Below are 24456 nucleotides of genomic sequence, written 5' to 3'. Positions count from 1 at the left end.
ATGACCCTGATCCTTGGCGAAGAGCAGCGCATGCTGCAAGACAGTGCCGCCGATTTTTTTGCCTCGCGTCTGCCGCTAGCCGCCAACCGTGCACTGCGTGACCTCGGGCTGACACATGACGCGCAGGCCTGGCGCGAGATGGACGAACTGGGCTGGAGCGGCATCGCCCTGCCCGAAGACATGGGCGGCCTGGCTTTTCCGCTGTCCGGCATCGCGCTGATCCAGGCGCAGGCCGGACGCACGCTGGCTGCCACGCCGCTGTTGTCATCCAATATCCTGTGCGCCGGTGCGCTGGCGCTGTGTGCCAGCGATGCGCAACAACGCGACTGGCTGCCTGGCCTGGCTAGCGGAAAAATCCGTGCGGCACTGGCGCTGGACGAAGGCCCGCGCCACGACCCGGCACGCATCACCCTCGCCGCCCACCGCGTGGGCGACAACTGGCTGCTGGATGGTGCCAAGGCCATGGTGATGGACGGCACGTTGGCCGACACCCTGCTCGTTGCCGCTACGCTGGAGGGCGAGACAGCACTCTTCATACTGCCGGCCAACAGCGCTGGCATCACGCGTACGCCGCTGGCGCTGATTGACAGCCGCGACGCCGCCCGCTTCGCGTTTGAGCAGGTCGCCGTTGCGGCCGATGGCTTTTTGGCGCGTGGCGATGCGGCCGGGCAGGTACTCGCGACCGTGCTTGACCGGGCGCGCATCTGTCTGGCAGCGGAAATGCAGGCCATCAGCCGCGTGCTGTTCGACTCCACGCTTGACTATCTGAAGCAGCGCCAGCAATACGGCGTCTTGCTGGGAAGCTTCCAGGCGCTGCAACACCGCATGGCGCGGCTGTATACCGAGCTGGAGCTTTCCGAGAGCTGCGTCGCGGCGGCACTGTCTGCTCTCGATGGTGACGGTGATCTGGCGCTGCTGGCCGCACTGGCCAAGGGCAAGGCGGGCGAAGTCGCTCTCAAGGTCGCCAACGAGGCGGTGCAACTGCACGGCGGCATCGGCGTCACCGACGAGCTGGATATCGGCCTTTACCTCAAGCGCATTCGCGTGGCCGAAGCGCAGTGCGGCGACCATATCTTCCAGCGCACCCGCTACGCACGCCTGATCCAGCTGGCGGAGGCCCTATGAGCGCACTCGCTTCCTGGCACCAGCAGATGGCGATGCTCACCGCTGCCGGCGCACCGTTTGCCCTCACCGAACTGAATGGCCAGCCCGCCTTTGCCCACGCGCCGGCCACGCTGAACGCGGCACTTGAACAGGGCCGCGTTCATGGCGCGCAGGACTTTATCGTCTGGGGTGAGCAGCGTCTGTCGTTTGACACCTACTACGCCGAAGTCGAGCGCGTGGCCGCAGCCCTGCTCTCCCGCGGCCTGGCGCCGGGGGAGCGCGTCGCCATCGCCATGCGCAACCGCCCAGAATGGCTGATCGCGTTTCACGCCATCATCAAGGCTGGCGGTGTCGCCTGCGCGCTCAATAGCTGGTGGCAGGGCGACGAACTCGCTGCTGCGCTGGCGGATTGCGGCGCCATCTGGCTGATCGCCGACGCCGAGCGTCTGGCACGACTAGACGGCAAACTTGCCGGCATCGCCGTGATCGGCGTCGACGGCGCTGCCGACACTGACTTTGCCGCGCTGGCAGGGCACGCACCGACGCCGTGGCCACTACCCGCGCCTGAGGATGCGGCCGCCATCCTGTTTACTTCCGGCACCGGGGCACGCGCCAAGGCGGCCTTGCTGTCGCAGCGCGCCTTGGCACAAGCCGTATTCTCGCTCGACTTTTTTGCCGCCGTTGGCGCCATGGTGCAGCCGGAGCTGATCACCCGCACCAAGGGCGTGCGGATGAAAAGCCTGCTGGCCGTGCCGCTGTTTCACGTCAGCGGCCTGATCGCGCAATTCTTTTCTGCGCTGCGCGGCGGGCGCTGCCTGGTGATGATGAAAAAATGGGATGCCGCCGAGGCGCTGCGCCTGATGGAGACCGAAGCCATCACCCAGTTCAACGGCTCGCCGGCGATGCAGGTCGACCTGATCAATCACCCGGACTTTTCGTCCGCGAAGCTATCCGGCCTGATCGGTCTGGGCTATGGCGGTGCCGGCGTGCCGCGCACCCTGTCCGGCGACATCGCCGCCCGATTGCCGCAACTCATCCAGGGTAGCGGCTACGGCATGACCGAAAGCTGCGGCATAGGCTGCGTCAGTAGCGGCGTGCTGTTTGCCGAATACCCCGACGCAGTGGGCCTGCCCTCGCCGGTGGTGCGCCTGCGCGTGGCCGATGCCACAGGCAACACCCTGCCGGCAGGCGAGGAAGGCGAAATCCAGCTGTCGGGCCCGGTGCTGATGGACGGTTACTGGCTGAACGGCCAGCTTGAGCGCAGCGCCTTCGATGGCGAATGGTTCGCCAGTGGCGACATCGGCCGCATTGATGAGAGCGGCCTTGTCTATCTCACCGGGCGCAACAAGGACGTGATCAACCGCGGCGGCGAAAAGATCGCGCTGGCCGAGGTGGAAAACTGCCTGATCGCCCACCCCGACGTACTGGAAGTTGCTGCCTTTGCGGTGCCCGACACGCGTCTGGGCGAACGCCTGGAAGCGCAGGTGGTGATGAAACCGGGCAAGGGCTTTGATGCCGAAGCCATCCGCGGCTTCGCCCTGCAACGCCTGGCCGCTTACAAGGTACCCACTACCATCCATCTGCGCATGGAGGCCTTGCCGCGCAATGCCTCGGGCAAGCTTTTGCGCCGCCAACTGGGCGATGCGGTGACGAACTAGGCACCCTCGTCCGCATGGGGGATGGCGCAAGAGGCGTCACAGCACAAGATGCAAAAAACAACAGGAGAGACGCGCATGGGCCTGCAAGGACAAGCCGCCATCGTCGGCGTGGCGCAATACCAGCCGGAAAAGTACTCGACCGCACCCAGGATGTTCCATCTGGAGCAGGTGACTGACCTGGCGCGCCAGGCACTGGCCGACGCCGGGCTTGCGGCATCCGACATCGACGGGCTGTGCGTCAATGGCCCGCATTTTCACGAAGCCAGCAGTTTCGTGCCGGCCATGGTCGGCGAGTATCTGGGCGCCCAGCTTAATTTCGGCGAAGTGGTCGATCTGGGCGGCGCTTCAGCGGTAGCCATGGCATGGCGTGCGGCGGCAGCGATCGAGCTTGGGCTATGCCAGGCCGTGCTGTGCGTGATTCCGCAGCGCATGGCGCCGATGGGGCCGGACGAAGACCCGATGGCAATGGCGCGCGCGATGCGCTACGGCGGGCACAGCACCGCCTTTGGCGCCCCCGAAGCCGAATTCGACCTGCCCTACGGCCATATGGCGCAGAACACCGGCTACGCGATGATCGCCCAGCGCTACAAGGCGCGTTACGGCTATGACGAGGCGGCAATGGCCAAGATTGTCGTCGACCAGCGCACCAATGCCTGCGCCAACCCCGGCGCCATGTTCTACGGCAAGCCGCTCTCCATCGAAGACGTACTCGAAAGCCGCATGGTCGCCGATCCCCTGCATGTACTGGAGATCGTGATGCCGGTCGCCGGCGGCGCCGCCTTTATCGTGACCAATGCCGCGCTGGCCGCGCGCAGCCGCCACCGCCCTGCGTGGATCAAGGGCTTTGGCGAACACATCATCAGCAAGTCGCCGACCTACGCGCCCGAAATGCTGGACACACCAATCGGCCCGGCCGCCAAACGCGCCTTCGCCATGGCCGGCATCACGCCGGCCGACATCGATGTTGCCGAAATCTACGACTGCTACACCATCACCGTACTGCTGACACTGGAAGATGCCGGCTTCGCCAAAAAGGGTGAAGGCATGGCCTTCGTGCGCGAGCATGATCTGACCTACAAGGGCGACTTCCCGCTCAACACCCACGGCGGCCAGCTGGGCTTCGGCCAGGCCGGCTCCGCCGGCGGCATGAGCCAGCTGATCGAGGCGGTGGAGCAGATCCGCGGCACTTGCGGCGAACGCCAGGTCGCACACTGCGACAAGGCCTTTGTCTCCGGCACCGGTGGCGTGATGAGCGAGCAAACCGCGCTGATTTTGATGGGGGAATGAAGATGAGCAATAAACCGCAACCGGCCATCACCGATATTTCGCGCCCCTACTGGGACGCACTTAAGCAGCACAAGATCAAGCTGCAGCAGTGCAACGCCTGCGCTCTCTGGGTATTTTTCCCGCGCAGCCATTGCCCGCATTGCCTGTCCGATGCGCTGCAATGGCGCGAGGTATCCGGCCAAGGCAAGCTTTTGACCTATACCGTCGCCCGCATCCCCACCCTGCCCGACTTCGCCGACGAGGCGCCACAGAAGCTCGCGGTGGTAGAGCTCTCGGAAGGCGTGCACCTGAACACCACCCTGGTCGGGCTTGGTGAAGACGAGATCCAGATCGGCATGGCGCTGAAGCCGGTGTTCGACGAGTGCGGCGAGACCACGCTGTTGCGCTTTACCGGCGAAAACAAGGTGCTGGCAGTCATCAAAAAGCCCGCCAGCGCTGCCGAAGCGGTGTCGGAGACCGCCTCCGCGCCCAAGCGCCAGATCCACTTCAAGGATTTCGCCTCGCTCAAGGCGCTGGTCAGCGACGAATTCTCGCCGTGGAGCAAGCCTTACACGGTGACACAGGACATCATCGACCAGTTTGCCGCGCTCTCCGGCGACGACTACTGGATCCATACCGACCCTGAGCGGGCGAAGAAGCACAGCCCGTTTGGCGGCACCATCGCCCACGGCATGCTGATCCAGGTGCTGCTGTCTCGCCTGACCATGCCGCTAGGCTGGGAGCTGACCGGCTTTGGCAATATGGCCAACTACGGCAGCAACAAGCTGCGCTTCCCCTCGCCCGTGCCTGCCGGCAGCCAGATCCACGGCCGCGCGCGCGTCAAGGCGGTGGACGAAGTCAAGGCCGGCACCCAGCTGACGCTGGAGATGTGCGTGCATGTGGTCGGTCAGGAACGCCCCGCGCTGATCAACGAGCTGATCGTGTTGTATATGCCCTGAATGTGTGTACCCTCGATGTGGTGCTTGGCCCCGTTAAACGACGGGGCCTTTTTTGCGCCCTTCCCAAACATGGCATAACAAAAGCCCGCAGCCAGGCAAACAGCCACATAAGCTGAAGCAGCAGAAACTTGTAGTTGCTATCGGGTGAAATGAAATGCCCATGCAAAACGGCAAGTGCCAGATACTGGCCACTTGCCGTTTCTTACCGCGCAGCCGGTTTAACGGCTCTGGCTATGCTCCAGCGAGCTGGCGGGTTTTGCTGCCTTTCTCGCCACCAGCGCCTGTGCCGCGAAGATAAAGGCTGACCAGAATGCGATACCGACGGCCAAGGCGACATAATGCGCAGCAAAAGCCTGTGCGCCGACGATCATCGGGATGCAGCCCACGGTCAGAAAGAGAAAGGTCGCGCCGTTGATCAGCGTAGTCAGCCGGCCCATCACCTGCAGCAACACCAGCACAAAGATCAGTGCCATAAACAGGCCAAAACCCATGTTTTGCCCCAGCAGAGCCGGCAGCCAGGCCAGAAGACCCGAGATACCGAAACCGAGCAGTGCACCGCAGGCGGCGGGCAGACATTCGGCCGGCGCCGCTTGCTTGACCGAAGCGTAGTACCACAAAAACAAAAAGGTGATCCAGCTATCCTTGATCCCAACGGCAAACAGGAACAGCAGATACAGCGAGATCACCACCACGATAACGCAGTTGATCAACAGCGCCTTGCCCAGGCCGGGTTTTTCCTGTTGTTGCATATCAGCTTCCTTGCAAGAGAGAGGCAGGCTGCGTTGCCGCCTGCCAGTAGATGATGCCGTCAGCCCCCGGATAACAGGCAGCCTGACGGCAAAGTTGCAGATGGCGCAAGTGCGCAAGGGTTTCCGAGACAGCCATCAATTCGGCCACCGGATTTGAGAGGCGCGTAAACAAGGACTGTGACAGGCCATATGCGCTTGCCGGTGCCGCCGTCAATGCCTTGGCGAGGCGGGCCAGTTGCCGGTGATGATAGGCCGCAATGCGTGCGGCACGCTGCCCGGCGCCGATAAAGGGCAACTGGTGCGAAGGCAACACCAGCGTGGCTGCGGGCAGATTTTGCAAGGCCAGCATCGCTGCCATCCAGCAAGCCAGGGGGTCGCCCAGACGGTTGGACAGATTGAGCCCGACGCTGGGGGTGATGCGCGGCAGCAACTGGTCGCCGGCAATCAGCACGCCCAGTTCGGCGCAATACAATAGCGCATGCTCGGGAGAGTGGCCGCCACTGGTCATGACCCGCCAGCGCTGGCTGCCTATGGCCAGCTCGTCGCCATCCGACAATGGGGTAAACGTGGCAGGTGGTGGGCTGACAAAATTACCGTCGTGAAAGCTGGCCACAGCCAGGGAGAGCGTGGCCGGCGGCAGGCCGGCTGCGGTAAAGAAGTCGCGCTCGTCGTCGCGATGGATGCCTGCCAGGGTGCGTGCCCAAGTGTCCTGCAGCGCGTAATACTCGGCTTCGGGCATAGCCAACCCCACCCCCTGCCCCTCACACAGCCAGCCGGCCAGACCGGCGTGGTCATGGTGGAAATGGGTACAGATCAGGCGGGTCAGCTTATAACGGCGCAGCAGTGATTGCCACAACTCGCGCGTGACATCGGTCGCGAGGCCGGTATCGACCAGCGCCCAGCCCTCGCCATCGGCGATCAGCCACAGATTGATGTGGCCGGGCGGAAACGGCATCGGCATCCGCAGCCACAATACGCCGGGGGCAACTTCAATGGTGCTCGCTGCCGCGGGTGGATCGGCAAACGGGTAATGCAATTCGGTATCGGACATAAAACCCTCGTTAGCCGGCTATCCGGGAGCCGAGACAGGATGGGAAACTGAAAAAGTGGGGCGGCCTAAGCCGCCCCACTCCCGCTGCCTAGCCGGCAAATGGCGGCAGGCCAGCCTTTTCCAGCGCCGCTGGCGAATACGGCACATAAGCCTGCGCCGCCTCATCACACACATACAGCGGGTCATCAAAGCGCGCCGGATCGTAGCCTGCGCGCATCAGCTCGGTCTTTTTCAGCTTGAAGGTGGTGGTCATATCGGCTTGCGGACATACGCGCACGAACTGCGGGATGGCGTAGCGCGGCAGTCTGGCCTGCACCAGCCGGTAGAACGCCACCGGGTCGAAGCCGTGTCCGTCCTGCATCACCACCGCCGCCATGCCGCAGCGCCCCTCGAAACCCGGCACCTGAACGCCGTAGATCGCCACCGATTCCAGAGCCGCAAAATCCGACAAGGCCTCGGCCACCTCGGTGGTCGACACGTTTTCACTCTTCCAGCGGAAAGTGTCGCCGATGCGGTCGACAAACCAGCAGTAGCCGTCCTCGTCGTAGCGCAGCAAATCACCCGAACGCCACCAGGCATCCCCCGGCGCGAACACGTCGCGCAAGATCTTCTGCGCCGTCGCATCATTCGAGGTATAACCCTCGAAGCGCCCGCCGCCGCTCTCGTCGCTGTTGATGATGTAGCCGATCACCTCGCCGGCTTCGCCGGGGCCTACCTGCCGGCAAAAGCCGCTGTCTTCGTCGCGCACATGGCTGTCGCTCTCGACGTCGTAGGCGATCATGCGCACATTGGTCTTGTCCCAGTACGGGATGCGCCCGCAACTGCCCGGAACATTGTCGACATTGATGATGTTGCAATTGGACTCGGTAGCCCCCCATCCCTCGTAGATATCCATAGGCCCGAAGCGCGCGGTGAAACGCGTCCACACATCGGCCGACAGCCCGGCGCCCATCATCTTGTTCAGCGAGTGCGAGCGCTCATCGTCACGTTCGGGCTGATTGAGCAGGTAACGGCAGATCTCGCCTATGTACTGGCACACCGTAATGTTGTAGCGCCGCACATCCGCCCAGAATTCGCGCACCGAAAACTTGCGCCGCACCACGATGGCACCGCCGCAGCGCAGCGCAGTCGAACCCAGCGACATCGCCGCCGCGCCGTGATACAGCGGCAAGAAGCAATAGAACACATCGTCAGCCGTGGCCGACAGCGTCACCTGCATGATGTCGCCGACGTTAAGCCAGCGCATATGGCTGGTTTTGGCTGCCTTGGGCAGGCCGGTGGTGCCCGAGGTGCAGATATAGAGCGCCGTGTCTTCGCCGGTCAGACCCTCGCGCAAGAGCGGGTCCGGATTACTGTCCGGGCTCTGGCGCGCCAGACGCGACAGATCCAGTGCCGACAGCGCCAGCACCTCGCTATCCGGCGTATGCGCAGGATCGCTGACCCGCCACAACGGCACATGGCCGGTGTCTATCCCGCCAAAATTGGCCAGGCACTCGTCGCCGGCAATCACCGCGCGCGCCTCGGTCGCCGCCAGCGCATGACGTAGTGGCGTGCCGGTCAGATGGGTATTGATGAAGCCACACACGGCGCCGAGCTTGTTCAGCGCAAACCAAACGATAAAGTACTCGGGCCGGTTTTCCATCACCAGCGCCACCGCATCGCCCTTGCGTATTCCCAGCGTATAGAGCGCGTGCGCATACTGGTTGACGCAGGCGTTGACGCGCGCGTAGCTCAGGGTCTCGTCGCCATACAGCAAAAAGGGCCGTGTAGCGTGTACCTGCGCCTGCTGCTCCAGCCGGTCGCCCAGGGTGTACGCGTCCTTGGGGCGCACGGCATTGGCTACCGCGCTTCTGGCATCCAGCTTGGCCTGCGTTGCCTCGCGCGAAATGGCAGGACTGATGGCATCGCGTTTCATCTGATCACCCTCGGCAGGCCCAGACCGAACTGGGCGATGATTTCGCGCTGTATCTCGTTGGTGCCGCCCCCGAAGCTGGTGATGGTGACATGGCGCACCGTCTCCTCGATCAGACCGTTCAATACCGCTGCCTTGCTGCCGGCACGGATCAGGCCGGCCGAGCCCACCACTTCGGCCAGCTTGCGCGCCACCGTCTGCTCGGCCTCGGTGCCGTAGACCTTGGCGGCGGACGCCAGCGCCGGCGACAATCTATCCTCGGCCAGATCCGCCGCCAGCCGGTAGTTGAGCACCTTCATCGCTTCCAGCTCGCACCAGGCTTCGGCCAGCCGCGCCGCCACCCACGGAGTGTCGACCGGCCGGGTGCCCGACGCATCCGGCGTCTGTGCCCAGTCGTAGACCTCGCGGTAGATGCCGACCATCTTCATTGAGTGCGCACCCAGACCACTGCGCTCATGGTTAAGCTGCGAGGTAATCAGCTTCCAGCCGCCATTGACCTCGCCCACTACCATGGATGCCGGGACCCGCACATTGTCGTAGTAGGTGGCATTGGTGCGGTGCCCAACCGTATAGATAGGCGCCACCGACACCCCCGGCGCTTTCGCGTCGACGATCAGGATGGTGATGCCCTTGTGCTTGGGCGCTGCCGGATCGGTGCGCACAGCCAGCCAGATGTAGTCGGCGTACTGCGCGTGGCTGGTCCAGATCTTGCTGCCGTTGACGATAAAATCATCGCCGTCGCGCACCGCGCTGCACTTGAGCGCGGCGAGGTCAGTGCCGGCATCCGGCTCGGAGTAGCCGATGGCAAAATGGATGTCGCCGCGGGCGATGCCCGGCAAAAATTTCGCCTTGTGCTCGCTGCTGCCGTGCGCCATCAGCGCCGGCCCCACCGTGTTGACGGTGACAAACGGGAACGGCGCACCGGATTGCACCACAGTCTCGAAATAGACCAGCTGTTCGATAGGCCCCATGCCGGCGCCGCCGTATTCCTTGGGCCAGCCCAGCGCCAGATAACCGTCGCGGCCGGCCTGTGCGATCAGTTCGCGGTAAATGGAATCGGTTTCTTCGGGTTCGGCCAGGCGCGCACGCGCCTCGGGCGTCATCAGATAGGCAAAATAATCGGCCAGTTCTTTTTTCAGCGCCTGCTGCGCTGCTGTCAGCTCCACATGCATAACGCCTCTCCTAGTCCTGGCCCACGATCAGGCCGCTGGTCGGCACGCCGGTACCAGCGGTGACCAATGCGTTTTTCACGCCCTTGACCTGATTGACCGCATCGCCGCGCACCTGGCGCACCGCCTCGGCCACGCCGTTCATGCCGTGGATGTAGGCTTCGCCCAGCTGACCGCCGTGGGTGTTGATAGGCAGATCGCCACCGCGCGCATGCCGGCCTTCGCGGATGAAGTACTTGGCCTCGCCGCGACCGGCAAAGCCGTACTCCTCCAGCTGCGGCAAGACAAAAGGCGTGAAGTGGTCGTAAATCACCGCCGTCTGGATGTCCTTCGGCGAGAGGCCGCTCATCTGCCACAGCTGACGCGCCACCAGACCGGCTTCGGGCAGGCCGGTGATGCTGCCCCGGTAGTAGCTGGTCATCATCTGCTGGTCTTCGTAGGTGCCCTGCGCTGCCGCCTTGAGGAAGACCGGTGTCTGCTTGAGTTTTTTGGCGTATTCGCGCGACACCAGCACCATGGCCACCGCGCCGTCGCTCTCCTGACAGCAATCCAGAAGGCGCAAGGGCTCGGCAATCCAGCGCGAATTCTGGTGGTCTTCCAGCGTAATAGGCTTGCCATAGAAGAAGGCCTTGGGATTGGTCGCGGCAAAATCACGTGCCGCCACCGCGATGCGGCCCAGATCCTCGCTGGTGGCGCCGAATTCATGCATATAGCGCTGCGCGCTCATCGCCACCCAGCTGGCCGGGCTGACCAGACCATGCGGGATGTAGTAGCCGAAATTGGTGGTCTCGAAAAACGGGTCCGCCTCCTTGCCCTGCATGCCGGCGCCGAAGCGGTACCACGAGCGCTCGTTCATCGCGCGGTACACCACCACCACATTGGCCACGCCGGTCGCAATCGCCATCATGCCGTGCAAAAAAGGCGCGCACGCGGCGCCACCGCCTTCGGGGGTGCGGGCAAAGAACTTCAGCTCTTTGCCGCCGATCTGGCGAAATACTTCGCGCTCTGGATTGTTGTCGACGCTATAGGTGCACAGGCCGTCGACTTCGGCAGGATCGATGCCGGCGTCAGAGAGCGCCGCCAGTACCGCTTCGGTAGCGAGACGGATTTCGGTACGCCCGGAATCCTTGGAAAACTCGGTAGCGCCCAGGCCTACGATGGCCACCTGACTGGATAAGCTGTTGCTGTTCATGCCAATGCCCCCTGTGCAAACATCAGCTTGACCGTGCCGCTGACGTGATCGCCCATGCTATTGACGCCGCGCATGGCCACACTCAGCGTCTGCGCTACGTCATCCTTTTCGCTGACTTCGCCGTGCATGGTCATGGTGTCGCCCGGATAGTTGGGCGCGCCCAGACGGATCTTGACGCTGGCTATCAGCGCCTCGGGACCGGCCCAGGCGCCGACATAGCGCTCGACCAGGCCATTGGTGGTGAGGATGTTCATGAAAATGTGCTGCGAGCCCAGCTTCTGAGCTGCGGCCAGGTCATGGTGACCGGGAAAGAAGTCGCGGGTGGCGATGGCGCCGGCTACCACCAGCTCCACCGTCACCGGAATCACCAGCGGCGGCAACGTGTCGCCAACCTTCACTTCATCAAAACGGATGTCCTGTACGCTCATGCTGCGTCTCCCCACAATGTGTTGTCGCTGACTCTTGCGGCCAGTGCTTCGATCTGCGCCGCCACGCCGCCCAGCTCGATCTCGAGCACGCGGGCGGCCAGATAGAAACGGTGCACCGGATAGCTGGTGTCGGAGCCGGTGCCACCATGCAGATGCTGCGCGCTATGCGCGATACGGTTACCCGCCTCGCACGCCCAGTACTTGGTCACGGCCACCGCCGAGCCTGTCTCGACGCCGGCGTCCAGCCGCCACACAAGTTGCAGCAGCACCGAGCGCAGCGCCTCCAGTGCGATAAAACCGTCGGCCATGCGCTGCGCCACCGCCTGAAAACTGCCCAGCTTGCGGCCGAACTGCTCGCGCTCGGACAGGTAGGTGACGGTAATGGCCTGCGCGCCTTCGGCCACCCCCAGTTGCAGGGCGGCGATGCACGCGACCGCGCGCGGAGTGAGCCAGTCGTGCGCCTCCGCCGGCAATAGCTGCGCCAGTGGCACGGCCAGGCCATCTGCGCTTAGAGCCAGAGCCCGCTCACCCTGCATCAGGGTGCCAGCCTCTTTTTCAAACAAGGCAAGTTCCGCCAGCACCAGTGCCGGCCGCCCGTCGATTTGCAGCGCCAATAGCGCATGCGTGGTCTGGGAAGTGATGGCCAGCACCGGCACCGAACCGGACAGCCATAGCTGCTGCCCCTCGACGCGCCCCTTCAGACGGGTTTCGAGGCACAGTGCCAGCGGCGCGCTGCCATCGAGGCCATCCAGCTGTGCCGGCGCGTAGCGCGCTAGCGCCGCTGCAGCCAGCGCATGGCGCCACAAGGGGGCGGCAGCCAGAAAACGGCCTTGTTCTTGCAGCACCAGCACAAGCTCGGTGACGCCAAGTTCGGCGCCGCCGACTTCACCCGGCAGCATCAAAGCCGTCAGGCCGGTTTCCTGAAGCTGCGCCCATAACGCGCCATCCCAGCCATGCGCGGCCAGTTCGGCTGCGCACGTCTCGTGCGAGAAGTCGGCAAACAGGCCAGCGGCAAGCTCGCGTATCTGCAACTGTTCATCGGACAGGGTGAAATTCATGCTGCGCCCCCCAGCGGACGGAACACCGGCAACACCAGCTCGTTTGCGCAGTCGAGAAACTCGAGCGCGACCGGCGCGCCGATCCTGATATTGTCGGTAGCAACACCGACCAGCCCCGCCACCAGACGCACACCTTCTTCCAGCTCGATCAAGCCGACCGGATTGGGTTGCAGCATGCCAGGCAAGGCCGGGTGGTGCACCACGGACTAGGAGTAGATCGTGCCCTTGCCCGAAGCCTCGACATGGTCGGAGGCCAGCGAATGGCAGGACGGGCATGCCGGCCCCGGCGGGTTGCGCAAGGTGCCGCAGGCGCTGCAGCGCTGGATCAGCAGCTTCTTCGCCTTGAGGCCATCCCAGAAGAAGCGATTTTCGTCGCTGACGCCAGGCTGCGGGCGCGCCGGCAGTGCCGGCTTTTCTCTGGCCGAAGCCGGGCGGAACTTGAACAAGCGAAAGCGCATCTGGCCGACCTTGTTGTCGTCCTGATCGAAGAAATTCAACAGCTGGGTGACGAAAAAGCCGGTACCCAGACCGGTGGTTTTCTCTTCGCTGACCGATTCGATCTGCGAGGTGAAACTGAGGCGGTCGCCTTCACGCAGATAGCGGAAGTATTCCTGCTCGGAATTGACCGCCACCACCGAGGCGTAACCGTTGCGCTCGATAATCTGCAGCACCTGATACGGGTTATCGGTGGCTGAACCTGCCGGAAACTCGCCCTTGATGCCGGCGAGTACCCAGGCTTGCAGCATGGTCGGCGGTGCGACATGGGCACCGAAGCGCGCGCGGGCACGCTCGCCGTCCAGATACAGCGGATTGCTCACGCCCAGCGCCTCGCACCACTGGCGGATCATCGGCTGGTTGACCGCGTCCCATGCATAAATGCGTCCGTATTCGTGACCAATCAGCGCACGCGCTTCGGCCATCCAGTCAGAGTGTTGTTCGCTCACTGTCGTCCTCCTTGTTATTGCGCTGCAGCAGCCATAAACGCCGGCGCTTCGCCGCCGCCGTGCAGCAAGAGATGAGTTCCGCTGGCGTAGCTCGCCAGATCGGACGCCAGAAACAGGCAGGCATTGCCGATATCGGCAGGCTCGGCCATACGCCCGGCCGGAATGGTGGCTTCCACGCGCGCAATGCCGGCCTCGTCGCCGTAGTGCAGATGCGATTGTTCGGTCTTGACCAGGCCCGGGCTGATCGCCATTACCCGCACCTTGGGTGCCCACTCGATGGCGAGCGAAGACACCAGACTCAGCACGCCGGCCTTGGCCGCGCCATAGGCGGCGGTGCCGGGGCTGGGCCTGTGCGCGCCGACGCTGGCGATAAAGAGCTGCACAGCGCCGCCGTCCTGCTGCTGCATCAGGCGGTTGGCTCCTTGCGCGACAATCAGCGGAGCGATCAGGTTGAGGCGGATGATGCCTTCCGAGAAACGCGGCGATGCGGTCGCTGCATCGGCATTCGGGCTGCCGCCGGCGTTATTGACCAGCACGTCGAGGCGGCCAAAGCTTGTCGCGATGCTGTCCATCAGTGCGGCGACCGAATCGGGGTCGCGCACATCGCAGGCCATAAAGTGGCAGCGTTCTGGCAAACCTTCGGGCGCATTGCGCCCGCACACCACCACGGTCGCGCCGGCAGCAAGAAAACGCGCTGCGATGCCGCGCCCGATGCCTCGGGTGCCGCCGGTGACCAGCACCACCTTGCCGCTGTAGTCGATTGCCACAGACATGAAAGCCTCCTGAGCCTTTGTTCACGCTTTGCAATTTACGGCGGCAAGGCAAGGCCATCGTCGTCTGTTCGGACGATGAATGGGGTTGGGGTGGCAGGGAGAATCGGCGCTAATGAGAAACGGAGCCTTGATGATGAGCGAACACGACATCCTGCTGATCAGCCGCCCAAGCCAAGGCGTGGCACTGCTGACACTGAACCGGCCGCAAGCGACCAATGCGCTAAGCCTGGAATTACAGACGCGGCTGGCACAGGCATTTGCCGAACTGGCCTGCGACGACAGCGTGCGCGCCATCGTGCTTACCGGAGGAGAAACCGTATTTGCCGCCGGCGGCGATATCAAATCCATGGCCGGCTGCGGGCCGGTCGATATTCTCAAGCGCCACACCGAGCGGCTGTGGGCACCGATCCAGCACTGCCCCAAGCCGGTGATCGCCGCCATCTGCGGCTATGCCTTTGGCGGGGGCTGCGAGCTGGCCATGCACTGCGACATCCTGATTGCCGGCGAGAGCGCCAGCTTTTCGCAGCCAGAAATCCGCATCGGCATCATGCCCGGCATAGGCGGCACCCAGCGCCTTACGCGTGCGGTGGGCAAGAGCAATGCGATGAAAATACTGCTGACCGGCAAGCCGGTCAGCGCGCACGAAGCACAGCGCATGGGTCTGGTGTCCGATGTCGTCGCCGACGGCGAAGTGATCCCTTACGCGCTGGCCATGGCCGCCACCATCGCGGCCATGCCTCCCCTGGCCGCGACCGAGATCAAGGAGTGCGTGCTTTTGGGGCTGGACGCGCCGCTGGAAACCGCACTGGCGCTGGAGCGCAAGGCCAACCACACCCTGTTTGCCTCGCTCGATCAAAAAGAAGGCATGCAGGCTTTTATCGACAAGCGCCGGCCAGAGTTTGGCGGCCACTAGGCAAACAGCAAGGAAACACCATGCCCGACATCAATCCGCAGGAATTCCGCCGCGCGCTGGGCGCCTTCACCACCGGCGTCACCATCGTCACCAGCTGCGACGCTGACGGTACACCGGTCGGCGTCACTGCCAACAGCTTCAACTCGGTGTCGCTGGACCCGCCGCTGGTTTTGTGGAGCCTGGCCAAGAGCGCCAAGAGCCTCGCTGCGTTTTCGGACAGCGGCCACTGGACGGTCCATGTGCTGTCGGCCGAACAGGAAGCGCTGTCCGACCGTTTCGCCCGCCGCGGCGAAGACAAGTTTTCCGGGCTTGAAACCGAAGCCGGCATCAACGGTTGCCCGCTATTGACCGGCTGTGCCGCGCGTTTCCAGTGCCGCACCAGCTTCCAGTACGACGGCGGCGACCACCTGATCCTGGTCGGCGAAGTCGTGGGTTTTGACAGTGCCGACAAGGCGCCCTTGGTGTTTCATGGCGGGCGCTATGCGCTGGCGACCAAAAAGACCGGTGCGCTGAATCTGGAAGCGGCCGACGAGCCGCACAGTTTTTCCGAGGATTTTCTGGGTTATCTGGTCGGGCGCGCGCACTACCAGTTCCTCGACGGCATCCGCGCCGAGTTGGCAGCGCAGGCGCTGTCCGACCCCGAGTTCTACACCCTGTCGACCTTGCTGCAGCGCGGCGCACAAAGCCGGGCGGCGCTGGACCAGATGCTGCAGCACAGCGGCTTTGCCGGGCTGATGTTGCCACTGGAGCGGCTGATGGCCCGCGAAATGGTGCGCGAAACGCAGCAGGACGGCGCCACCCGTTACGCCCTGTCCGCCAGCGGGCGGCGCGCGGTGCTGTTCGTGATCGCGGCGGCCAAGGCGCGCGAAGCGGACCTCTTGGAAAAGCTGGGCGACTGGGACGCACGCGTACTGAAGAACCTGCTCAAGCAGATGATCGCGCTGACCGACGCAGGTTCGGTCGAAGTGTGGCGTGCGGCGCAAGGCAGCGCCGCCTGAACACCCGCTCTGCCCGGCGACAACAAAAAATGAATTAAAAAACCAGCGCATCACGCCTGCAACAAACAAGGGGACAGCATGCAGCAGCACATGAAGACCATCGCCGGCCTGCTGGCCAGTGCACTGGCTGCCACACCGGCTGTGGCCGCACAGAGAGCACAGCCCAATATCCTGGTGATCATGGCCGACGACGTCGGTGTCAGCAATATCGGCGCCTACAGCCACGGCATGATGGTGCCGACCCCGAATATCGACCGCCTCGCGCGCGAAGGCATGCTGTTTACCGACCACTACGCCGAGCCTTCGAGCACCCCCGGGCGCGCCGCCTTTATTACCGGCCAGCTGCCGATACGCACAGGGCTGACCACGGTCGGGCTGCCGGGCGGCAAACAGGGGCTGGATGCGCGCGACCCGACCCTGGCCGAGGTGTTGAAGACGCAGGGCTACCGCACTGGTCAGTTCGGCAAAAACCATCTGGGCGACCGCAACGAGCATCTGCCCACCGTGCACGGTTTCGACGAATTTTACGGCAACCTCTACCACCTCAATACCGAGGAAGAGCCGTTCCGCCCCGACTGGCCGCAGGATCCGGGCTATGACGCGCGCTACAAGCCGCGCGGCGTACTCGACTGCAAGGCAACAAGCACGGACGACGCGACCGAGGATGGCCGCTTCGGCAAGGTGGGCAAACAGGCCTGCCGCGACACCGGCGCACTGAACCCGAAGCGGATGGAGACGGTGGACGACGAATTCGAGGCACGCGCGGTCAACTTCATGCAGCGCGCGGTCAAGGCGGACACACCGTTCTTCGTCTGGCACAACCCGACGCGCATGCACATCTACACCCATGTGCGTGACGAGCACAAGGCGCTGGCCAAGCCCTACTCGTCGGAAATGGATATCTACGGCAGCGGGCTGATCGAACTGGACCGCTCGGTCGGACGCATGCTGAAGAAACTCGAGGATCTGGGCGTCGCCGACAACACCATCGTGGTGTTCACCTCGGACAACGGCCCGATGTCGCAGTGGTGGCCGGATGGCGGCACCAGCCCTTTTCGCGGCGAAAAAGCCACCACCTGGGAAGGCGGCGTGCGCGTACCGATGCTGATCCGCTGGCCGGCCAAGATTGCCGCGCAATCGGTGAGCAACGGCATCCAGGACAATACCGACCTCTTCACCACGCTATCTGCTGCCGCCGGCAAACCCGACGTTGCCGCCGAGCTCAAACAAAGCCACAAGGTGTATATCGACGGGGTCAACAATCTCGCGCACTGGCAGGGCAAGGCCGCATCGGCGCGCAACTTTCATCTCTATTACAACGAGCGCGAACTCTCTGCGGTACGCATCGGCAACTGGAAAAGCCATATGAAGACGCGCGAGGGCTTCTTTGACGAAAACAAGCCGGCGGCGCTGATCTTCAACCTCAGGATGGACCCGTACGAGCGCCAGGGCGGCTGGAAATCGCAGGAGATCGCGATGAAGCTGGGCATGGCCTGGGGCGGTCAGGTGCGCGACATCATCGGCGCGCACCGCGCCTCGCTTGCCCAGTTCCCGCCGCGCCAGATTGGCGGCAGCCTGCGCGTGGAGTAAGGCCGATGCCCACCCTGCACCCGCTACCCGCCAATGGCCGCCGCCGCTTCCATATGATGGTCAAGCCGGCAGGCGCCTTGTGCAATCTTGATTGCAGCTACTGCTTTTACCTGCACAAGGAAACCCTGCTGGATCAGCCCCAAAAGCCGCAGATGAGCGACGCGCTGTTGGAAGAACACATCCGCCAGTACATCGAAGGCCAGAGCGGCGACACGGTGGTGTTTTCCTGGCAGGGCGGCGAACCGACCGTGCTGGGCCTGCCCTATTTCGAAAAAATCGTCGCGCTGCAGGCCAAGTACAAGAAACCCGGCCAGGCGATAGAGAACGATTTGCAGACCAACGGCGTGCTGCTGGACGAGAACTGGGTGCACTTTCTCAAGCACCACCGTTTCCTGGTCGGGCTGTCGGTCGACGGCCCGGCACAGTTGCACGACAAACACCGACCAAGCAAGGGCGGCAAGCCTACCCACGCGGCGGTGCTGCGCGCGGCACGGCTCTTGAATGCACACGAGGTGCCGTTTGCCGCGCTGTGCGTCGTCAACCGCGACAACGCGCGCGCGCCGCGCGAGGTGTACCGCTTTCTGGCCGACGAGCTGGGCACCTACCGGGTGCAGTTCACCCCCTGCGTCGAGGCGCGAGCCTTTCGCGACACCGCGCCGGGACTGTGGCCGGACAGCGCGCGGGTGACGCCTGATTCGGAACGCGCCCGCCCCGGCCACCCGCTGTCCATCGTCACCGACTGGAGCGTGGATGCGGACGACTGGGGGCGCTTCCTGATCGCGGTATGGGACGAATGGCTAGCGCGCGACTTCGGCCGCGTGCATGTCAACCTGTTCGAAACGGCGGTGGCGCAAAGCATGGGACTGCCGGCTCAGACCTGCACCCAGTCCGAGTTCTGCGGCAAAGGCCTTGCGCTCGAACACGACGGCAGCGTCTACAGCTGTGACCACTTCGTCTACCCCGAATACCGGCTGGGCCATATCGCCAGCCACCATCAGGCAGAACTGGCACTGTCGCCGCGCCAGCAGGCGTTCGGTTTTGCCAAGCGTGACACGCTGCCCACCGATTGCCGCACCTGCCCGCATCTGAAGCTGTGCTGGGGCGAGTGCCCGAAAAACCGCCTGCTCAAGACCGCATCCGGCGAGGCCGGCCTCAACTACCTATGCCGCGGCTGGCAAGCCTTTTACGGCCATATCGCGCGCGACATGCCGGGCATTGTGGCCAGCCTGTCACGGCATTAGCGGCACCTCTCATCCAGCAGGACGATGCCGCTCTTAGCGGCATCGTCAAACCTGCAAACCTCACCCCGACAAGGAACCCCGGTCATGACTGAAACCCTCCGCCCCGGCTGGCGCAGCCACTATGCACTGGCACTGGTGGCACTGGCTTATGTGTTCAATTATGTAGACCGGCTGTTGATGTCCATCCTGATCGAGCCGGTCAAGCTCGAGTTCGGCGTCTCCGACACCGAGATCGGCCTGCTCTCCGGCCTGGTGTTCGGCCTGTGCTACTCGATCGCCGGCCTGCCGCTGGGACGGCTGGCCGACCGTATCGGCGCGGTGCCGGTCATCGCCTGCTGCGCGGTCGCGTTCAGCGCCTTCACCGTGCTGTGCGGCCTCGCCACCAGCTTTGCGCTGCTGCTGGTCTGCCGCATCTGCGTTGCCGCTGCCGAGGCCGGCGGCATGGCGCCCTCGGTCGCGCTGATCTCGCGCCTATACCCGCCCCAGCAGCGCTCGCGTGCGGTCGCCGTATTCATGATGGGGCCCAGCCTAGGTGCCCTGCTCGGGCTGGCCGCCGGCGGTTGGGTCGCCCACCATTACGGCTGGCGCATGGCCTTTATCCTGATCGGTGCACCCGGCGTCCTCGTCGGCGCACTGATATGGCTGACCGTCACCCACACCAGGGGGCCGGCTCCATCGGCAGAGCAGGCGGCCAGTGAAAGCTGGGCGGAGACACTTGCCGGCATCGTCGGCACAGCAGGCTACCCGTGGTTGCTGGCCAGCGCAGCGCTGGCCGCGATCTGCGGCTACGCGGTCGGCACCTGGAACCCAAGCTTCCTGATCCGCTCGCACGGACTGAGCATGCAACAAGCCGGCCTGCTCGCCGGCGTTGGCGGCGGGCTGATGACCTTCGCCGGCACGCTCGCCTGCGGCTGGGCCACCGACCGTCTGGCTCGGCGCGACCCGGGCTGGCAGATCGGCACCGCACTGGCGGGCACGCTACTGAGCCTGCCGTTCGCGCTGGGCTACTTTTTGTGGCCGGCCGGCATCCTGCTGCAACTGGGTTCGCTCGCGGTGCCCGAAGCCATCCTTTTCTATCTGGGCTTCTCGTTTTTCGGCGTATGGTGGTCGGTGCCGTGCATCGGCGCGATCAGCCACCTGTTTCCTGCCGGGCGCGTCGCGCAGGCAACCAGCGTGCTCGCGGCGGTGATGACGCTGTTCGGCATCGGTGTGGGCCCTCTGGTGACCGGCACCCTGTCCGACTTGCTTACCCCCAGCTACGGCAATGAGGCGCTGCGCTACGCGCTGGCCAGTTCCACCGCCCTGCTCGCACTCGCCTGCTGCACCCTCGCGCTCGCGTTGCCACGCTACCGCCGTGCCCGTCAACGGCCGGCACTAGCCCTCGCCCATGGAGGCTGACATGCATTTTTCCCTGAGCGATGAACAAAAAATGATACGCGACAGCGTGCACGCGCTCTTGGCCGCGCAATCGGACAGCGCAGCCGTGCGCCGCGCCATGGCAAGCGACAGCGGCATCGATCACGCACTGTGGCCGGCGCTCTCGCAAGAGATGCTCTGCTGCGCCATCGCCATACCCGAGGCCTACGGCGGCCTGGGTCTGGGACAGGTCGAGCTGGCCATCGTCGAAGAAGAAATCGGCCGCCACCTAGCCTGCGTGCCGTTTCACGCCACCGCGTCGCTCGCGGTCAACGCCTTGCTGCTGGCAGGCTCCGACGTACAAAAGCAGCGCTGGCTGCCCGGCATTGCCGGCGGCGACACTATCGCCACGCTGGCCGGCGCGCATTTTGCCAGGCAGCACGGCACCGGCAGCGCCCGCTGGCAGCGAGATGGCGATGGCTACCGGCTGGATGGCCACTTCCCGCTGGTCATGCACGCCCATGTGGCCGACCTGATCATCGTCGCGGCAAGCGGTGAAGCCGGCGCTGCACTGTTCGCCATACCGGCGGGCACTGCCGGGCTGTCCACGCATAAGTGCGCGACCATGGACCAGACCCGCGCGCAAGGCGCGCTGACGCTTAACGCAGTGTGGGTGCCCGAGTCCGCGAGACTAGCGCAAGGCACGGCGGAGACGCTGGAGAACATCCTGTCGCGCGCGGCGATTGCCCTGGCCGCCGAAGAGCTGGGCGTAGCCGAAGCGGCGCTGCAGATGGCAGTCGCCTACACCGGCGAGCGGCGCCAGTTCGGGCGCGAGATCGCCAGTTTTCAGGCGATCAAGCACCGCGCCGCCGACATGATGCTCAAGTGCGAGCTGGCGCGCTCTGCCGTCTACTACGCCGCCTGTGTCGCCGATGCGGCGGCAAACAGTGATACCGGCGAGACCTCGCTGCATGATGCGGCCAGTCTGGCCAAGACTTACGCCAGCGAAGCGGCATTTTTCAATGCCGGCTCGGCGATACAGCTCATGGGCGGCGTCGGTTTTACCTGGGAATACGACGCCCACCTTTATTTCAAACGCGCCCAAAGCGGCAGCGCCCTGCTGGGCAGCCCGGCGCTGCACCGTGCGCGCATCGCGGACAGTCTGCTGGGCGCCGAGGAGCACGCAGCATGAACATCCACTTCAGCCCCGAAGACGAAGCCTTCCGCCGCGAAGCGGCGCTGTGGCTAACCGACAACCTGGGCGGGCGCTTTGCCGCGCTCAGGTTCCGTGGCGGGCCGGGCGACGAACACAGTTTTATCGACGAGCGCAAGGCGTGGGAGCGTCATCTGGCCAGCGGTGGCTGGACCTGCCTAGGCTGGGCGCCCGAGCACGGCGGGCGCGGTGCCAGCATCGCGCAACAGGTGATCTTCGCCGAGGAATACGCGCGCGCCGGCGGCCCCGGGCGCATCGGCCATATCGGCGAGGGGCTGGCCGGGCCGACCATCGCCGCCTTCGGCAGCCCTGCACAAAAGGCGCGCTACCTGCCGGGCATCGTTAGCGGGAAGGAGCTCTGGTGCCAGGGCTTCTCCGAGCCGGGAGCCGGCTCGGATCTGGCGGCGGTCAAGACCCGCGCCACGCAGGATGCGGACGGACACTGGCGCATTAGCGGGCAGAAGGTATGGACTTCGCTTGCGCATATCGCCAACTGGTGTTTCGTGCTGGCACGCACCGACCCGACAAGCCATGGCCACTACGGTCTGGGCTTCTTTCTGGTACCGATGGCGCAGGATGGCATCAGCGTGCGCCCTATCCGCCAGATTACCGGCAGCAGCGAATTCAACGAGGTATTCTTCGATGACGCACGCGCCAGCGACCTGCTGGGCGATGCCGGCGACGGCTGGAAGATCGCGCTGGCGCTATTGGGTTTCGAGCGCGGCGTCTCGACCCTGGGCCAGCAGATGCTGTTCCGTACCGAACTGGATGAAATCATCCGCATCGCGCGCGAAAACGGCGCGGCGCGGCAAGCCAACATCCGCAGCCGCATCGCCGAAGCGTGGATGGGGCTGACCGTGATGCGCGCCAATGCGCTCAGGATGCTGAGCGAAGACGCCGGTGCCGACGAACAAAGAGCCGCGCTGGTCTACAAGCTGCACTGGGCCAGCTGGCATCGTAACTTAGGCAAGCTGGCGATGGATGTGCTGGGCGAAGCTGCCGAGCTGTGCCCGAATGACGGAGAGCCCTATGCGCTGACGCGCCTGCAGTCGCTGTTTCTGTTCAGCCGCGCCGACACCATTTATGGTGGCAGCAACCAGATTCAGCGCAACCTGATCGCCGAGCGGGGCTTGGGCATGCCCAGGGAAGCCCGCGGCCGCTGAACTGTTCAACTGCTGCCGTTTTGCAAGCAGCCCGCTGCCGCTGAGCATGCAGCAGATAGTTTCAGCCCCCTGCTCATGCTCTCAGGAGAGTCGCAATATGCTGATAAAAAAGTTCGGGCTGCCCCAGAAAATCCATGACAGGAATCACCGTGATCTGCGTATCAATCTCCACCCCCAATGTCGGGTATCCCTGTCCCCGCATGCGCCGCAGCCAGTCCTGACTTTCAGCAAGATGATTGCCGAGATTGACCTGATGGTATGCATGCTCGAATGCGGCATGATCAAGCCCCTGCTCCGCCGCCAAAGATGCCAGATAGGGTAACTCGCCAGCCCATAGCCCATCTTGATAATGAGATCGCTGGATACGGTGCAGCATTTTCAGACCATCCCCGCCCAAGGCAAGTACTGACTCTACGGCCCGGATAGCAGGCTCCGAATCCAGCAAGCCGCCTTCGCGCAGCAGCAGCTCATTGAAGTAACGATCACCAAAATGCTGGCCGGTGAGCGCCTCAATTCGTTGATCATGGGGGCGCACATAGTCACGCAAGGCCTGCCCTGTCGGCCGGCGCCTATCTCCCAGCCAAAGCCCACCGGCATGCAGCGCTATGGCTATATCCGGCATTGCTGAAAGTGCCTGCAGCAAGGGGGCCGCGCCATAGCACCAGCCACAGAGCGGGTCATAAATGTAGTGAAAAGTCGGGTTGGATCTATTCATGGCAAGGTGCTCGCAAGTCAATCAAGAACCGGGCCAGCCGGCCCGGAAAACTCGGAAAAACGGGAATTACCACTTCATCTCGCCCGTATTGACCTTCGCGCCAATGCTCAGTCCGTCATCGACGGGCAAGGATGGATAAGCCTGCTTCATCGCGTTGATCAATTCTCCGGAGTGCTTAGCCTTGGCCAGTTCCTGTTCGAAACGCTGTACATAGCCACGGGTAAAAGTCACCGCGGCGGTGCCTTTTGGCTCTGCGCCGAGGACATGGCCCGGCACCACGCGTTCGGGCTTCAGTGCCTGCAGTTTGTCCAGTGCCTTGATCCAGCTCGCGCGCGCCTGTGCAGTCTGGTTGTCCGCCATCCAGACATGGACGCCGGAGTAAACCGGTACCCCGCCCAGCACTGTCTTGATGGATGGCACCCACAGATAGGCGTTGGGAGTATTCATTTCCTTGACCTCGATCGGCTTGCCCTCAAGCAGCATACGGCTGGCAGTCATGACTTCGGGGACGGTCAGGCTCTTTGGCGCCCCGTCGCCCAGGATAGGCCCCCAGTAACGCAGCTTGGCATCCTTGGTCTTGTTGATGTGATCAACCACATGCTGATCAGCCAGCACCTTGATATCGGGGAATGCCGCCTTGATGGGCTCCAGACCAAAGTAGAAGTCGGGATCACCGCCACTTATATAAACGGTGGTCAGTTTTTTGCCGCTTTTCTTGATCAGGTCGACCAATGCCGCGCCATTTTTTACATCAAACTGGGCATCAATCAGGATGGCTTCTTTGTCGCCGCTCACCAGTGATGACGAGACGGGGAAGATGGCCTTCTCACCAGGGTTGAAAACAGTCACGTTCAGCGGGCCAGCCATGGCCACGCCGCTCAGCAGCGTGCTCGCCAGGGTCAGCTTACGGATCAGGGAGGTATTCATCATGTTTTTTGTCGTTATTCAAAAGTGGAAATTGATCATATGAAATATCCACTTATTTAAATACTGCAAAAAAGACA

At 63.8% G+C, this 24456-nt stretch carries 23 protein-coding genes; 11 read left to right on the top strand and 12 right to left on the bottom strand.

Annotated features, from left to right (window positions below; translation table 11 throughout):
• The 4 genes from EGI20_RS00725 to EGI20_RS00710 are packed head-to-tail and all read left to right on the top strand — an operon-like array spanning nucleotide 1 to nucleotide 4987.
• On the top strand, nucleotides 1–1125 hold the full coding sequence (locus EGI20_RS00725) for an acyl-CoA dehydrogenase family protein (RefSeq protein WP_498628812.1): 1125 nt from the start codon (nucleotides 1–3) through the stop codon (nucleotides 1123–1125).
• Nucleotides 1122–2762 carry a class I adenylate-forming enzyme family protein gene (locus EGI20_RS00720; RefSeq protein WP_498628810.1) on the top strand — a complete coding sequence of 547 codons (1641 nt, stop codon included), beginning with the start codon at nucleotides 1122–1124 and terminating at the stop codon, nucleotides 2760–2762. The genes EGI20_RS00725 and EGI20_RS00720 overlap by 4 nt, the downstream gene beginning before the upstream one ends.
• A gap of 48 nt (nucleotides 2763–2810) precedes the next feature.
• Nucleotides 2811–4049: a thiolase family protein gene (locus EGI20_RS00715; RefSeq protein WP_498628808.1), complete on the top strand. Its 1239-nt coding sequence runs from the start codon at nucleotides 2811–2813 to the stop codon at nucleotides 4047–4049.
• Between the two features lie 2 nt (nucleotides 4050–4051).
• Nucleotides 4052–4987 carry a bifunctional OB-fold nucleic acid binding domain-containing protein/MaoC family dehydratase gene (locus EGI20_RS00710; RefSeq protein ID WP_498628806.1) on the top strand — a complete coding sequence of 312 codons (936 nt, stop codon included), beginning with the start codon at nucleotides 4052–4054 and terminating at the stop codon, nucleotides 4985–4987.
• Nucleotides 4988–5205: 218 nt separating this feature from the next.
• Here the strand turns inward: EGI20_RS00710 and EGI20_RS00705 are convergent, their stop codons facing one another.
• The 10 genes from EGI20_RS00705 to EGI20_RS00660 all read right to left on the bottom strand — a co-directional run bounded on the left by EGI20_RS00705 (nucleotide 5206) and on the right by EGI20_RS00660 (nucleotide 14263).
• Nucleotides 5206–5736 carry a hypothetical protein gene (locus tag EGI20_RS00705; protein ID WP_498628804.1) on the bottom strand — a complete coding sequence of 177 codons (531 nt, stop codon included), beginning with the start codon at nucleotides 5734–5736 and terminating at the stop codon, nucleotides 5206–5208.
• 1 nt (nucleotide 5737) lies between these two features.
• Complete coding sequence (locus tag EGI20_RS00700; RefSeq protein ID WP_498628802.1) at nucleotides 5738–6787, bottom strand: MBL fold metallo-hydrolase; 1050 nt, start codon at nucleotides 6785–6787, stop codon at nucleotides 5738–5740.
• Nucleotides 6788–6875: 88 nt separating this feature from the next.
• Nucleotides 6876–8702, bottom strand: coding sequence for a long-chain-acyl-CoA synthetase (locus tag EGI20_RS00695; protein WP_498628800.1), 1827 nt, complete (start codon nucleotides 8700–8702; stop codon nucleotides 6876–6878).
• A complete protein-coding gene (locus EGI20_RS00690) occupies nucleotides 8699–9871 on the bottom strand; it encodes an acyl-CoA dehydrogenase family protein (RefSeq protein ID WP_498628798.1) in 1173 nt (390 codons plus the stop codon). The genes EGI20_RS00695 and EGI20_RS00690 overlap by 4 nt, the downstream gene beginning before the upstream one ends.
• Nucleotides 9872–9881: 10 nt before the next feature.
• A complete protein-coding gene (locus tag EGI20_RS00685) occupies nucleotides 9882–11060 on the bottom strand; it encodes a lipid-transfer protein (RefSeq protein WP_498628796.1) in 1179 nt (392 codons plus the stop codon).
• Entirely contained in the window at nucleotides 11057–11488 is a 432-nt protein-coding gene (locus EGI20_RS00680) for a MaoC family dehydratase (protein ID WP_498628794.1), read from the bottom strand. Before EGI20_RS00680 ends, EGI20_RS00685 begins: the two co-directional genes overlap by 4 nt.
• The gene (locus EGI20_RS00675; RefSeq protein ID WP_498628792.1) at nucleotides 11485–12546 is read right to left on the bottom strand and encodes an acyl-CoA dehydrogenase family protein; all 1062 of its coding nucleotides are present in this window, start codon (nucleotides 12544–12546) and stop codon (nucleotides 11485–11487) included. The genes EGI20_RS00680 and EGI20_RS00675 overlap by 4 nt, the downstream gene beginning before the upstream one ends.
• Complete coding sequence (locus EGI20_RS00670; protein WP_498628833.1) at nucleotides 12543–12746, bottom strand: OB-fold domain-containing protein; 204 nt, start codon at nucleotides 12744–12746, stop codon at nucleotides 12543–12545. The genes EGI20_RS00675 and EGI20_RS00670 overlap by 4 nt, the downstream gene beginning before the upstream one ends.
• Before the next feature lie 6 nt (nucleotides 12747–12752).
• Entirely contained in the window at nucleotides 12753–13490 is a 738-nt protein-coding gene (locus EGI20_RS00665; RefSeq protein ID WP_498628790.1) for a bifunctional MaoC family dehydratase N-terminal/OB-fold nucleic acid binding domain-containing protein, read from the bottom strand.
• A gap of 14 nt (nucleotides 13491–13504) precedes the next feature.
• Complete coding sequence (locus EGI20_RS00660; protein ID WP_498628788.1) at nucleotides 13505–14263, bottom strand: SDR family oxidoreductase; 759 nt, start codon at nucleotides 14261–14263, stop codon at nucleotides 13505–13507.
• A 130-nt stretch (nucleotides 14264–14393) separates the two neighbouring features.
• Here EGI20_RS00660 and EGI20_RS00655 point away from each other — a divergent pair, with 130 nt between their 5' ends.
• From EGI20_RS00655 to EGI20_RS00625, 7 genes are all read left to right on the top strand, one after another.
• The gene (locus EGI20_RS00655; protein ID WP_498628786.1) at nucleotides 14394–15176 is read left to right on the top strand and encodes an enoyl-CoA hydratase; all 783 of its coding nucleotides are present in this window, start codon (nucleotides 14394–14396) and stop codon (nucleotides 15174–15176) included.
• 20 nt (nucleotides 15177–15196) lie between these two features.
• The gene (locus EGI20_RS00650) at nucleotides 15197–16174 is read left to right on the top strand and encodes a flavin reductase (protein WP_498628785.1); all 978 of its coding nucleotides are present in this window, start codon (nucleotides 15197–15199) and stop codon (nucleotides 16172–16174) included.
• A 78-nt stretch (nucleotides 16175–16252) separates the two neighbouring features.
• Nucleotides 16253–17764, top strand: coding sequence for an arylsulfatase (locus EGI20_RS00645; protein WP_498628783.1), 1512 nt, complete (start codon nucleotides 16253–16255; stop codon nucleotides 17762–17764).
• 5 nt (nucleotides 17765–17769) lie between these two features.
• Nucleotides 17770–19005, top strand: a complete 1236-nt coding sequence (locus EGI20_RS00640; protein ID WP_498628781.1) for an anaerobic sulfatase maturase — start codon at nucleotides 17770–17772, stop codon at nucleotides 19003–19005.
• An 84-nt stretch (nucleotides 19006–19089) separates the two neighbouring features.
• Complete coding sequence (locus EGI20_RS00635) at nucleotides 19090–20403, top strand: MFS transporter (RefSeq protein WP_498628780.1); 1314 nt, start codon at nucleotides 19090–19092, stop codon at nucleotides 20401–20403.
• A gap of 1 nt (nucleotide 20404) precedes the next feature.
• Entirely contained in the window at nucleotides 20405–21553 is a 1149-nt protein-coding gene (locus tag EGI20_RS00630; protein WP_498628778.1) for an acyl-CoA dehydrogenase family protein, read from the top strand.
• Nucleotides 21550–22737 (top strand): acyl-CoA dehydrogenase family protein, encoded by a 1188-nt coding sequence (locus EGI20_RS00625; RefSeq protein ID WP_498628776.1) that lies wholly within the window; start codon nucleotides 21550–21552, stop codon nucleotides 22735–22737. Before EGI20_RS00630 ends, EGI20_RS00625 begins: the two co-directional genes overlap by 4 nt.
• A gap of 73 nt (nucleotides 22738–22810) precedes the next feature.
• On the opposite strand, the gene EGI20_RS00620 is transcribed toward EGI20_RS00625, so the two are convergent.
• Together EGI20_RS00620 and EGI20_RS00615 are read right to left on the bottom strand one after the other, a co-directional pair.
• Nucleotides 22811–23452 carry a DsbA family protein gene (locus EGI20_RS00620; RefSeq protein ID WP_498628774.1) on the bottom strand — a complete coding sequence of 214 codons (642 nt, stop codon included), beginning with the start codon at nucleotides 23450–23452 and terminating at the stop codon, nucleotides 22811–22813.
• Between the two features lie 66 nt (nucleotides 23453–23518).
• Entirely contained in the window at nucleotides 23519–24382 is an 864-nt protein-coding gene (locus tag EGI20_RS00615) for a Vmh family MBL fold metallo-hydrolase (RefSeq protein ID WP_498628772.1), read from the bottom strand.
• Nucleotides 24383–24456: the final 74 nt, after the last annotated feature.

It is taken from the genome of Aquitalea sp. S1-19 (genome assembly GCF_024343515.1).
This window is presented reverse-complemented; position numbering and strand designations above follow the sequence as displayed.

Excerpts from the sequence above, each read along its gene's own strand:
- EGI20_RS00725 (WP_498628812.1), top strand. The coding sequence starts at position 1 with ATGACCCTGATCCTTGGCGAAGAGCAGCGCATGCTGCAAGACAGTGCC.
- EGI20_RS00720 (WP_498628810.1), top strand. The coding sequence starts at position 1,122 with ATGAGCGCACTCGCTTCCTGGCACCAGCAGATGGCGATGCTCACCGCT.
- EGI20_RS00715 (WP_498628808.1), top strand. The coding sequence starts at position 2,811 with ATGCAAAAAACAACAGGAGAGACGCGCATGGGCCTGCAAGGACAAGCC.
- EGI20_RS00710 (WP_498628806.1), top strand. The coding sequence starts at position 4,052 with ATGAGCAATAAACCGCAACCGGCCATCACCGATATTTCGCGCCCCTAC.
- EGI20_RS00705 (WP_498628804.1), bottom strand. The coding sequence starts at position 5,736 with ATGCAACAACAGGAAAAACCCGGCCTGGGCAAGGCGCTGTTGATCAAC.
- EGI20_RS00700 (WP_498628802.1), bottom strand. The coding sequence starts at position 6,787 with ATGTCCGATACCGAATTGCATTACCCGTTTGCCGATCCACCCGCGGCA.
- EGI20_RS00695 (WP_498628800.1), bottom strand. The coding sequence starts at position 8,702 with ATGAAACGCGATGCCATCAGTCCTGCCATTTCGCGCGAGGCAACGCAG.
- EGI20_RS00690 (WP_498628798.1), bottom strand. The coding sequence starts at position 9,871 with ATGCATGTGGAGCTGACAGCAGCGCAGCAGGCGCTGAAAAAAGAACTG.
- EGI20_RS00685 (WP_498628796.1), bottom strand. The coding sequence starts at position 11,060 with ATGAACAGCAACAGCTTATCCAGTCAGGTGGCCATCGTAGGCCTGGGC.
- EGI20_RS00680 (WP_498628794.1), bottom strand. The coding sequence starts at position 11,488 with ATGAGCGTACAGGACATCCGTTTTGATGAAGTGAAGGTTGGCGACACG.
- EGI20_RS00675 (WP_498628792.1), bottom strand. The coding sequence starts at position 12,546 with ATGAATTTCACCCTGTCCGATGAACAGTTGCAGATACGCGAGCTTGCC.
- EGI20_RS00660 (WP_498628788.1), bottom strand. The coding sequence starts at position 14,263 with ATGTCTGTGGCAATCGACTACAGCGGCAAGGTGGTGCTGGTCACCGGC.
- EGI20_RS00655 (WP_498628786.1), top strand. The coding sequence starts at position 14,394 with ATGATGAGCGAACACGACATCCTGCTGATCAGCCGCCCAAGCCAAGGC.
- EGI20_RS00650 (WP_498628785.1), top strand. The coding sequence starts at position 15,197 with ATGCCCGACATCAATCCGCAGGAATTCCGCCGCGCGCTGGGCGCCTTC.
- EGI20_RS00645 (WP_498628783.1), top strand. The coding sequence starts at position 16,253 with ATGCAGCAGCACATGAAGACCATCGCCGGCCTGCTGGCCAGTGCACTG.
- EGI20_RS00640 (WP_498628781.1), top strand. The coding sequence starts at position 17,770 with ATGCCCACCCTGCACCCGCTACCCGCCAATGGCCGCCGCCGCTTCCAT.
- EGI20_RS00635 (WP_498628780.1), top strand. The coding sequence starts at position 19,090 with ATGACTGAAACCCTCCGCCCCGGCTGGCGCAGCCACTATGCACTGGCA.
- EGI20_RS00630 (WP_498628778.1), top strand. The coding sequence starts at position 20,405 with ATGCATTTTTCCCTGAGCGATGAACAAAAAATGATACGCGACAGCGTG.
- EGI20_RS00625 (WP_498628776.1), top strand. The coding sequence starts at position 21,550 with ATGAACATCCACTTCAGCCCCGAAGACGAAGCCTTCCGCCGCGAAGCG.
- EGI20_RS00620 (WP_498628774.1), bottom strand. The coding sequence starts at position 23,452 with ATGAATAGATCCAACCCGACTTTTCACTACATTTATGACCCGCTCTGT.
- EGI20_RS00615 (WP_498628772.1), bottom strand. The coding sequence starts at position 24,382 with ATGATGAATACCTCCCTGATCCGTAAGCTGACCCTGGCGAGCACGCTG.